Source organism: Intrasporangium sp., from assembly GCF_040414665.1.
Taxonomy (GTDB): Bacteria; Actinomycetota; Actinomycetes; order Actinomycetales; family Dermatophilaceae; genus Intrasporangium.
The window spans coordinates 1-9,859 of sequence record NZ_JBEDUL010000122.1 but is presented as its reverse complement, the minus strand read 5'-3'; the positions used below and the strand labels follow the sequence as shown (position 1 = coordinate 9,859).

Here is a 9,859-nt window from a genome sequence, read left to right as displayed (position 1 = left end):
TCGGTGCCTGGCGGCATCTGGGTGCCGTGGCGGCTTCCCCCGACCGATCGAGCGACCCTGGAGTCCTTGCGTCGCTCACTCACGTGCCGCGGATCGTCTGGAACCTGACCTTTGCCGTTGTCTGCGCCGCGGCCACCTGGCTCGTGGCAGCGGAGGTTCTCTCCGCCCTTCGCTGAGGCCGGACCGGTCGGTGGTGAGCGACTCGCCCCGGTCCCTCGGTATCAGGGGCCGGGAGCTCGTAGCGAGGTCGCCGAGACGAACGGTGCGAGCAGGTGGTCGTCGGCGGTGTTCACGGTGCGCCGGGCGATCCCGGCGAGGAGGTCAGCCACCTGAACCCTCGGATCGTCCCGGGAGTCGACGGTGACCAGACCCGCCAACGGTGAGAAGGGCGCGGCCGGACCGGCGGCGTCGTGGAGATCTGCCGCGCGTGAGCCGGAACCGTTGGCCAGAACATGCTGCAGTCGCATCAACCGGCTGGGGGTGAGGGCGCTCTGCTCGTCGTGGATGACGAGCACCCGCCGCCGGCCGCCGGACCAGAACAGTACGGTCTCGGCCAGCGCCGGCAGCATCGGCTCCAGTGGTGGCGGGATCGACGGGTCGTGGGCCAGTCGGGACACGACCTTCCGAACCCGCGTGCGGCTCAGCTCCTCGAGGACTCCGTCGGCTTCCGAACCACGCCGTGATCGTGCCAACGAGTCGCGGGCGCGGAAGAAGGCGTCCATGAGGCTGCGCTCGGGACGCAGCCGCCTCTTGGTCCGGGCCAGCTCCACGAAAGCGGTAAGGAAGTCGCCCCAGTCGCGACCGCCCGACCGGCCCGCGCGATAGAGGGCGAGGGCAGCTGGACGGTGGTGCTCGGTCAGGCGAGTGCCGGCGGCGTACGAGGGCTCGGCCAGGAAGAGGTCGACGATCCGGGTGACGAGGAAGTACTCCTTGTCGATGACGTGGACGTGCGCTCGACCATGGAGGGCCGACAGGAAGCTCGCCGACAGCTCAGCAGCCCGGTTGCCGCGGAGAAGGTGGCCGGACTTGAACTCGCCCAGCGGCCACCGAAATTCGGGCCGCAGCGCCTCGATGAGCTGGGTGGCCTCCTCGATGCCGAGGTCCACGCTTGCGTGGGTGAACACCGGAGTGGCTCGGTCGAGCAGGTTGCTGCCCGAGAACCCGGACTCGTCGCAGGCGATCTCCAGGATGACGCCGCCCATCACCGCGATCGGCGGGAGCCCACCCTGAGGGGGCAACCTCGGATTACTCGCCACCCCAACCATGCTGGCCCGTGTGCATGGATCCGCACCATCGAATTGTCCCGATGGCACCGGTTGCCTAGCTGAGGTCGAACGGTGACCCAGGTGCCTTCAACGCCGTGCCGAGAGCTGTCGCCAGCTCGCGCTCGCGGTGGGTCAGCTCGAGGCCCAACCTCAGCCTCGACTCCGTGTCCGCGCACTCGAGGAGGTGCTGGCGATCCGCGAGATCCAGCGAGACGACGAATGGCACGGCGTAGGACAGCGCACGAGCCTGGTCGGGTATCTCCTGCTCGCTGTCGCCCGTGATCTCCCGGAAGGCCATGAGCTCCGCCCGGAGCCGGGCGGCCAAGAGCTCGATGGCCGCCGCGTCGCCATCCGGCTCGTCGAGCCAGTGCACGCGCGCGGTCGTGTAGGGCGTCCCCGCAAGGCGGTCGACCTGGCCGACACGGAACCGGTCCGTCCCCTGCACGATGACGAAGAACCTCTGGCCGCCCAGGACTGCCACGTGCGTGAGCAGCGCCGCGCAACCGACCTCGTGCAGCGCCCGGACCGCACCCTCACCCACCTCGTTGCCCTCACGGATCGCGATGATGCCGAAGACCGGAGGCCGCTCTTCCTGTCCTTCGATGAGGTCGCGCAGGAGCGCCACATACCGCGGCTCGAACACCTGCAGAGGAAGGCGCGCACCCGGCAGGAGCACGGTGCCGAGGGGAAAGAGCGGCAGTGAAGCCACCCCTCCAGCGTAGGCCCGGGACGATCGGCGGGTCTGCGCCCGGCCCCACCGCCCAGCCCACTCATCCGCAACACGCCCGGCACCTCGAAACTCCCCCTGAAGCAACACTGGTCAGTTCCGGAGTCCCGGGCGTGTTGCGAGCGCAACGCGGCGTCGCAGCGCGAGCGAGCCCAGCGGCATACGGACGATGCCGTATGCCGCCGAGCCAGGCACCCGGGTCACGTGGCCACCCAGCCAGCCCCGCCACCCCGCAACACGCCCGGCACCGCGGAACTCCCCCTGAAGCAACACTGGTCAGCTCCGGAGTCCCGGGCGTGTTCGCGAGCGCGAGGCGAGAATGTGGAACGGGCTCACGATCGTGCGTTCCCGCGGATCGTGAGCCCGCCCAACCCAACTGGCGACCTGGTGGGAACTGGCTCGGCATGGAGGGAGCCGAGGGTGGCCGCCGGTCGTGGTTGGCACCGCCCGCAGCGTGATCACAGTCGGTCGTGGACCATCACGTTGGGGAGGATCCGGTCGCGCGACCAGTTTGCTGCCACCGGAGTGGTGTCCGCCTCCACTATCCCCGATGAAACGGACCCTGTCCCGCTTTTTGCGGCTGGCGACATCAGACTGTCGGCCGGACGACCAGGTCGATCAGGAGCACCGCTCCCGAGAGCCGCTCAAGCGAAGCCCGAACACAGAACTCCCGGCCAGATCTCTGGCCGGGAGTTCGGACTTCACGGTTGGCAGCCTCGAGAGCTGCCCACGCGTGCGCGAGGGGGGATTTGAACCCCCACGCCCATAAGGACACTGCCACCTGAAGACAGCGCGTCTGCCGTTCCGCCACTCGCGCGTGACAAGGAGACAGTGTGCTGCATGACGGCCGGGATCGCCAAACCGAGGCTGCGCAGCTGCTGGGGCACAACCGGTCGGGAGACTAGCGAGCGACTTCGGCCGACCCCAGGGGCGTGGCCGCCCCGACGCGTGCCTCACTGTCGTCCGACGCAGACGGGCTCCATTCCGAGTCGGACATGACCAGGGCGCGCAGGCCAAGGAGTCCGAAGACGACGGCGATGGCGGTCAGCGCGCTGAACGGAACGATCGGTGGGAGATCCTCCGGGAGCGCGGCGTGGGCCACCACGACGGCGGTGACGAGAGTCGGTGCCCACCAGCCGATGAGGCCGGCGCGCGTGGCCGCCCAGGCCAGGAGGGCGATGCCGATGCCAAAGCTGAGCAACAGCACCATCGCGACAATCCCGGTTGGGATGTCAGCGTTGAGTCGCTCCTCGAAGGCCGCCATCTCAGCGGGATCACCTCCCGCCAACGAGCGCATCATGAGGTAGACGACGGCGAGCGCGGTGTGGCCCAAGGCGCCGAGCAGGGTGAAGAAGCCACCGAGGCGCGCCAGAACCGCGCCGCGGTCGCTCGCTTGATGGATGATCCCGGTGATGGCCGGGACGGTGAGGATGGCGGACCCCAACAGGGTCAATGCTGATGCTGTGAGCAGCCCCGGGTGAGTCACTGCCGCGTCATAGAACGAGACACCGCTCGTGGGGTCGATTCGGTCCTCGATGGGCAACAGCGCGCTGAAGCCGATCAGGCCGACGCCGGCTGCAATGCGACTGCTCCGCCGAGGGTCGGAGAGCACTGACATGAGGTCCTCCTGGTGGTTCGACCGGCCCGTTGCCGATCACTCGACACCACGGTCCCTCCGGGACGCCGCCGGGTCGTCAGGCCGGCAGCGCTGCTTGAGTCATCCTTTGGAGTGACGCGTCGGCCCTTCCTGTCGCTCGTTCGGGCGACCACGACACGGGAACCGCAGAACTACCTTTGGAGGGTGACCCCTTTCGGCACGTCCGGACGCTGGCTCGATCCGCTACTGGCGGCATTGCTGACTGTCCTCGGCCAGGCGGAGTTGTGGTCTGGTGCCGTGATCGGCGGCCCGCGACTCGCTGCTGCCGCTCTCATCGCTGTGGGGACAGTGGCGGTGGCATTCCGCAGGCGTGCACCGTTGACGGTGGTCATCGTGTGCTTCGGCTCGTTGGCAGCTCAGGCACTGATCGGTGTGGACGCCAACTCGGCGTTCTCCCCGTTGCTCGCGGCGTTCCTCGCGGTCGGGTCGGCGGCCTACTACGCCAGGCGCCCGGTCCTGGCCCTCGCCGTCGCCATAGGCCTGATCTGGCCGGTCATCCTGCTGGAGAAGGGCATGTCGCCGAGCGACCTGCTCTATGCAGCATTGTTGATCGGACTCGCATGGTCGGTCGGCCGAGGCTTCGCGGTGGGTCGGCTGCGCGCCCAGCTCGCTGAGCACCAGGCAAACGCCGCGGCGGCGCAGGAACGAGTTCAGATCGCACGGGAGCTACACGACGTCATCGCGCACAGCATCAGCGTGATGACCCTTCATGCGGGCGGTGTGCGGCGGCTGCTCCAACCAGGTCAGCAGGCGGAGCGCGATGCCCTTGAGATCGTCGAGCAGACCGGGCAACAGGCACTGGCCGAGCTGCAACGCGTGCTGGGCGCGCTCCGCACCCCCGCCGACCGACCACTCGAGGTCCAGCCGGGGCTGGAGCGCGTCGACGAGCTGCTCGAATCGGCTCGCGCGACCGGACTGGCAGCCCAGCTGGAGGTCGAGGGCGAACCGCGCCCGCTGCCCGCAGGCATCGACCTGTCGGTGTACCGGATCACGCAGGAGGCGCTGACCAATGTGCTCAAGCACGCGAGGGCCACGCACGTCGAAGTGCGGATCCGCTACAGCGATGGCGCCGTGGGGGTCTTGGTCACGGACGACGGCGTCCGCCCCTCACCGAGCGAGCGCCAGCTGGGCCACGGCCTCCTGGGGATGCGGGAACGGACTGCCCTGTATGGCGGGACGTTGGAGGCCGGCCCCCTTCCCGGACGCGGCTTCCGGGTCGCGGCCATGATCCCGGTGCCAGAGATGACCGCGTGATGGTCCGCGTTCTCCTCGCAGACGATCAGCAGCTCGTCCGGGCCGGGTTCCGGCTCGTCCTCGCTGCGGAACCGGACATTGAGGTGGTTGCCGAGGCCTCGGACGGGGCCCAGGCCGTCAGCGCTGCCCGTCGGCTGCGCCCTGATGTAACCCTCATGGACATCCGGATGCCGAAGCTCGATGGCATCGCGGCGACGCGTCAGCTCACGGCCGACACCAGACCCGCGACGAGGGTTGTGGTGCTGACCACATTCGACGTCGACTCCTACGTCTACGACGCGCTCCGAGCGGGAGCCAGCGGCTTCCTGCTCAAGTCCGCATCGCCCGAGGAGCTCGTCCGCGCCATCCGGGTCGTTGCCTCCGGGGAGGCCCTGCTCGATCCGGCCGTCACTCGCCGGGTCATCGAGGCGTTCTCCCGGACTCGAGCCGCCCCGGATCCCTCACCCGAGTTCGCGACCCTCACGGACCGAGAGCGTGAGGTGTTCACGCTGCTCGCACGTGGCCTGTCAAACGCCGAACTTGCCGCACGGCTGTTTGTCAGTGAGGCCACCGTCAAGACCCATGTGGCGCGCCTGCTGACCAAGCTCGGCCTGCGCGACCGAGTGCAAGCCGTCGTCTACGCCCACGAACGAGGAATCGTCTCGTCGCACGAGGGCTGAACGGTGGTTCGAGGTGGCGGGTCGCTCCCGAGAGCGAGCTTCTACCTCGAACCGGAGTTCAGAGACCGTCGACGACGACTGCCGCCATCTCCATGCACGCGTCGTGCGTCTTCTTGCTGATCTTGAGCGGATCGAGGTGCAGGCCGGGCGTGAGGGCCGGGTCGAACGGGATGTCGACGACGGCACGCACCCACTGCTCGAAGTGCTCACGCGTGTGGACACCGGCACCGACGTCGTTGCCCTTGGCGGTGGTGTGGGAGATCACGCAGACGGCGTTCTTGACGAGGTCGCCCCGGCCCATGGCCACGAGCGCGTCGAGGTTCTTGGCCGCGACGACGGACGTGTCGTCCTTGAGCGACGTGGCGAAGACGAGGAGGTCAGCATGGGACGCGGCGGCCAGCCAGTTCGGGGACAGGCGGTTGTTGCCCGTGTCGATGACGATCATCCGGTAGAACCGCGACAGCTGCGTGTGCAGGTCCTCGAACTCCTGCTCGCCGATGACCCGCATCGCCTCGTCGTCGTCCGCGGACGCGAGCACGTCGAAGGACAGCGCCCGCTGCTCGCGCACCCAGTGCTCGAGCTCGGAGGTGCCGGCGTTGGGGTCGGCCGCGATCTGCGGCAGCGCACCCAAGAGGTCGATGACGGTGCGGTGGTGGCTCTGCGACGGCGCGCGCATGCCGAGCGTGCCCTCGGTCTCGTTGTTGTCCCAGGCCAGGACCGACCCCGACCGGTACCGCCCGAGGTAGCTCGCGAGCATGAGCGTGACGAGGGTCTTGCCGCCACCGCCCTTGGTGTTGATGACCATGATCGTCTTGCGACCCGACAGCGGCCTCGCGATCCGGTCGATCCGGTCCCGCTCGAGCAGCTCCTTCAGCCCCGGTCCCAAGCCGAACGCCCGTCGCAGCCCGGAGTGGGCCTTGATCTTCTGCCGCTCCCCCTTGGAGCGGACCGTGATGAGGTCGTCTGCCCTCGGCCGGTCGGAGCCGGCATGTGCAACAGGGGCGCCGTATGCCGCTGAGCTGGGATCCAGCCCACGCTCGGCTGCCGCTGCGGCCACGTCGGGGTCGATGGCCGGCCGCGCCGCGTAGGCGCGCTCGGCGGCGGAGTGGTCACTCGAATAGTGGGCTCCGTTGGTCCGGTCCGACCCGGCAGGGACCCAACCGGAGTACTCCTCCGTCGACCGGGCGTCGGTCTCGGCGTTCTGCTGCAGGTCGGACCAGTGACCGGTGTCGGGGTCGTAGCCCAACGCGCCTGACGGCTCCCAGCTCTCCCATCCGGCCGCGGTCTCACCGCCGCTGAGGTTCGCCGGCTCTCCGCCGTGGTCGTAGGAGTCGCCCCAGTCGGGGCCGGCCGTGGTGCCACCGGCGGCGGCGTAGTTGGCGAGCTCCTCGGAGGAGTAGAGCTTCTCACTCGTGTCCGAGTCGGGCAGCTGCCAGGACGTGTCGTCCCAGGTCGACGACCAGGGGTCAGCATTCTCGTCGGCCCCCGGCTCGGGGTCGATGGAGTTGGTTGCCGTGGGGAGTGGCAGGGCGAACCCACCCGGAATGGTGTTGTTTGCGGAGTAGCCGGGGATCCCCTGATCCTCGACCTTGCCGTCTTCGTTGCTCATCGAGCACTCCTCGCTGGCCTAGCACAAGCACGTGCCCGTGCAGGCACGCGCGTCGATAGTCCCATGCTTCCACGCCACGGCAAACCCAATCGTTACCAGACGAACACCGGATCGCGACCTCCCGCCACCTGTAATGGAAGGCTGGCAGCCGTCTCCGGATGGGGCGTCGTCCGTGCTTGCCGGTTACGATGAGACGCCCGGAGCGCAGGCGGGAAGACAAGGAGACGGCGTGGGAATCATCAACCGGGTGGAGCACGGGCTCGCCAAGGCTGTCCACGGCGCCTTCGCCAGGGCCTTCAAGTCCGAGGTCCAGCCCGTGGAGATCGCCTCGGCCATCCGCCGGGCCATGGATGACCGGGCCGCGCTCCTCGGACACGGGCGAGCCATGGTGCCCAACCTGTACACGATCGAGCTCAGCAGGACCGACTTCGAGCGGCTCGGCGACTACGAGGACGAGCTCTCCGATGACCTCGTCGCGGCGGCGCAGGAGCACGCCGACTCCCAGGGCTACCAGCCCGGCGGCCCGCTCGAGGTCGTCCTCATCGAGGGTGAGGGCCTGGAGACCGGCGTCTTCCGCGTCCGGCCCGCAACGGCGAAGAGGGCCGGCTCGGACGTGCCACCGCAGCACGCCGCCTACCGGCACCAGACACCCGACGGCACCGTGGTCGACGAGCAGCCGCCGGCCCGACCAGGGCGCGTCAATCCGTCAGCCCGGCCGTGGCTGGACATCAACGGTGATCGGTATCCGCTCCTCGGGAGCCTGACGACCCTGGGCAGGGACGAGTCCGCTGACATCGTCGTCGACGACCCCGGCGTCTCCCGCCGCCACAGCGAGATCAGGGTCACGACAGACGGGCCGCACCTCGTCACGTCGATCCGCGATCTGAACTCGACGAACGGGACCTTCGTCAACGGCGAGCGCATCACGAGCCAGCGTCTCGAGGACGGCGACCGTCTCACGCTCGGCCGGACCTCGGCCACGTTCCGGGCGGGCCGCCGATGAGGCGCTGCTCGCGATGACTGGAGCCGCATGAGCGAACTGACCCTGACCCTGCTGCGGCTGGGGCTGCTTGCGCTGCTGTGGATCTTCATCTTCAGCGTGGTCGGCGTGCTTCGGACCGACCTGTATGGGACGTCGGTGTCCCGCCGATCCCAGCGCAAGGCCGTGCGCGAGCAGGAGCGGCAGCAGCGCCGGGCTGCCAAGGAGGCCAAGCGGGCTCCTGCCCCGGCCCCCGCGCCCGTGCCGGCACCGGCGCGCGCACGGTTCGGGCGCGGGCGGTCGAAGCGGGTGCCCCAACTGCTCGTCGTGACGGAGGGCCCCTTGACCGGCACGTCCCTTCCGCTTCGGGGGCAGGCCATCCTCATCGGACGCAATCCGGAGTGTGCCCTGGTCCTCGACGACGACTACGCCTCCGGACGCCACTGCCGCATCTACCAGGACCCGTCGGGACGCGAGGGATGGCTCGTCGAGGACCTCGGCTCGACCAACGGCACCTTCATCGGGCGGGAGAAGCTCACCTCATCACAGCCGGTCGAGGTCGGTACGACCCTGCGCATCGGCAAGACCGTCCTCGAGTTCCGGGACTGAGCCATGGCCATTGCACTGCGGTATGCGGCACGCTCCGACCTCGGGCTCGGTCCCAAGTCCCGCAACGAGGACTCCGGGTACGCCGGTCCGAACCTGCTCGTCCTGGCCGACGGCATGGGTGGACATGCCGCCGGCGACGTGGCGAGCTCCATGATCGTCGGAGAGCTGGCCCCGCTCGACGATGAGGACGTTGGCGCCGACCAGGCGATCCGGCTGCTCGAGCACGCACTCCGGTCGGCCAACGCCAAGCTGACCAAGGCCATGCGCGAGAACTCCGACCTCGCCGGGATGGGGTCGACGACGATCGTCATCCTGCGCACCGGCACCAAGCTCGCCATGGCTCACATCGGGGACTCGCGGGCCTTCATGCTCCGAGACGGCGCGTTCAGCCAGATCACGAAGGACCACTCCTTCGTGCAGCAGCTCATCGACGAGGGCCGCATCTCGAAGGAGGAGGCGGGCAGCCACCCGCAACGATCCGTGGTGACCAGGGTGATGACGGGCCAGCCCGACGACGAGCCCGACACCTCGCTGCGCGAAGCCCGGGTCGGGGACCGGTTCCTGCTCTGCTCGGACGGGCTCTCCGACTTCGTCGGCGCCGACGTCATCGAGGAGATCCTCGTCGCGGCCGCAACACCGGAGGAAGCGGCGGACCGGTGCGTCGAGGTCGCGCTCAAGGCGCACACTCGCGACAACGTGACGGTGATCGTCGCCGATGTCGTCGACCCGGATGGCGACGACCTGCCCACCACGGTGCCCCAGGTGGTCGGCGCGGCGGCCCGCAGCCTGCGCGAGAAGACCAAGTCGATCCCGACGACGCCGGCGGAGAAGGCGGCGGCCCTGTCCCGCGAGGCCACCGGACGCGGGGACGAGAGGGACAACCGGACCGATACCCCGGAGCTCGCCGACGACCCCAAGCGCTCCCTCCGGTCCAAGCGCCTGAGGCGTGGACTGCTGAGCCTCGTCGTGCTCGTCGTCCTTGTCGGCGGCGGCTACGCGGCGTGGTCCTGGTCGCAACAGCAGTTCTTCGTCGGGGCAGACAGCGGGCAGGTGGCGATCTTCCGCGGCGTTGCCACGGCCATCGGTCCGGTGGACCTCTC

The 9,859-nt window shown here is 69.2% G+C and carries 9 protein-coding genes and 1 tRNA gene; 5 read left to right on the top strand and 5 right to left on the bottom strand.

What is annotated here, in order from left to right; all coding sequences use genetic code 11:
- Positions 1-221 precede the first annotated feature (221 nt).
- From ABF401_RS13080 to ABF401_RS13065, 4 genes are all read right to left on the bottom strand, one after another.
- Entirely contained in the window at positions 222-1,265 is a 1,044-nt protein-coding gene (locus ABF401_RS13080) for a DUF3800 domain-containing protein (protein WP_353510002.1), read from the bottom strand.
- 55 nt (positions 1,266-1,320) lie between these two features.
- A complete protein-coding gene (locus ABF401_RS13075) occupies positions 1,321-1,974 on the bottom strand; it encodes an LON peptidase substrate-binding domain-containing protein (protein WP_353510001.1) in 654 nt (217 codons plus the stop codon).
- A gap of 752 nt (positions 1,975-2,726) precedes the next feature.
- Positions 2,727-2,809, bottom strand: a tRNA-Leu gene (locus ABF401_RS13070).
- An 84-nt stretch (positions 2,810-2,893) separates the two neighbouring features.
- Positions 2,894-3,610, bottom strand: coding sequence for a hypothetical protein (locus ABF401_RS13065; protein ID WP_353510000.1), 717 nt, complete (start codon positions 3,608-3,610; stop codon positions 2,894-2,896).
- A 183-nt stretch (positions 3,611-3,793) separates the two neighbouring features.
- Between ABF401_RS13065 and ABF401_RS13060 the strand changes: the two genes are divergently transcribed.
- Positions 3,794-4,903, top strand: coding sequence for a sensor histidine kinase (locus ABF401_RS13060; RefSeq protein WP_353509999.1), 1,110 nt, complete (start codon positions 3,794-3,796; stop codon positions 4,901-4,903).
- On the top strand, positions 4,903-5,562 hold the full coding sequence (locus tag ABF401_RS13055; protein WP_353510003.1) for a response regulator: 660 nt from the start codon (positions 4,903-4,905) through the stop codon (positions 5,560-5,562). The genes ABF401_RS13060 and ABF401_RS13055 overlap by 1 nt, the downstream gene beginning before the upstream one ends.
- 58 nt (positions 5,563-5,620) lie before the next feature.
- Here ABF401_RS13055 and ABF401_RS13050 read toward each other — a convergent pair whose 3' ends face one another.
- On the bottom strand, positions 5,621-7,171 hold the full coding sequence (locus ABF401_RS13050; RefSeq protein ID WP_353509998.1) for a MinD/ParA family ATP-binding protein: 1,551 nt from the start codon (positions 7,169-7,171) through the stop codon (positions 5,621-5,623).
- 229 nt (positions 7,172-7,400) lie between these two features.
- Between ABF401_RS13050 and ABF401_RS13045 the strand changes: the two genes are divergently transcribed.
- The 3 genes from ABF401_RS13045 to ABF401_RS13035 all read left to right on the top strand — a co-directional run.
- Positions 7,401-8,174, top strand: a complete 774-nt coding sequence (locus ABF401_RS13045; protein WP_353509997.1) for an FHA domain-containing protein — start codon at positions 7,401-7,403, stop codon at positions 8,172-8,174.
- Positions 8,175-8,201: 27 nt separating this feature from the next.
- A complete protein-coding gene (locus ABF401_RS13040) occupies positions 8,202-8,759 on the top strand; it encodes an FHA domain-containing protein FhaB/FipA (protein ID WP_353509996.1) in 558 nt (185 codons plus the stop codon).
- Between the two features lie 3 nt (positions 8,760-8,762).
- On the top strand, positions 8,763-9,859 hold a 1,097-nt coding region (locus tag ABF401_RS13035), incomplete at its 3' end, for a PP2C family protein-serine/threonine phosphatase (protein WP_353509995.1).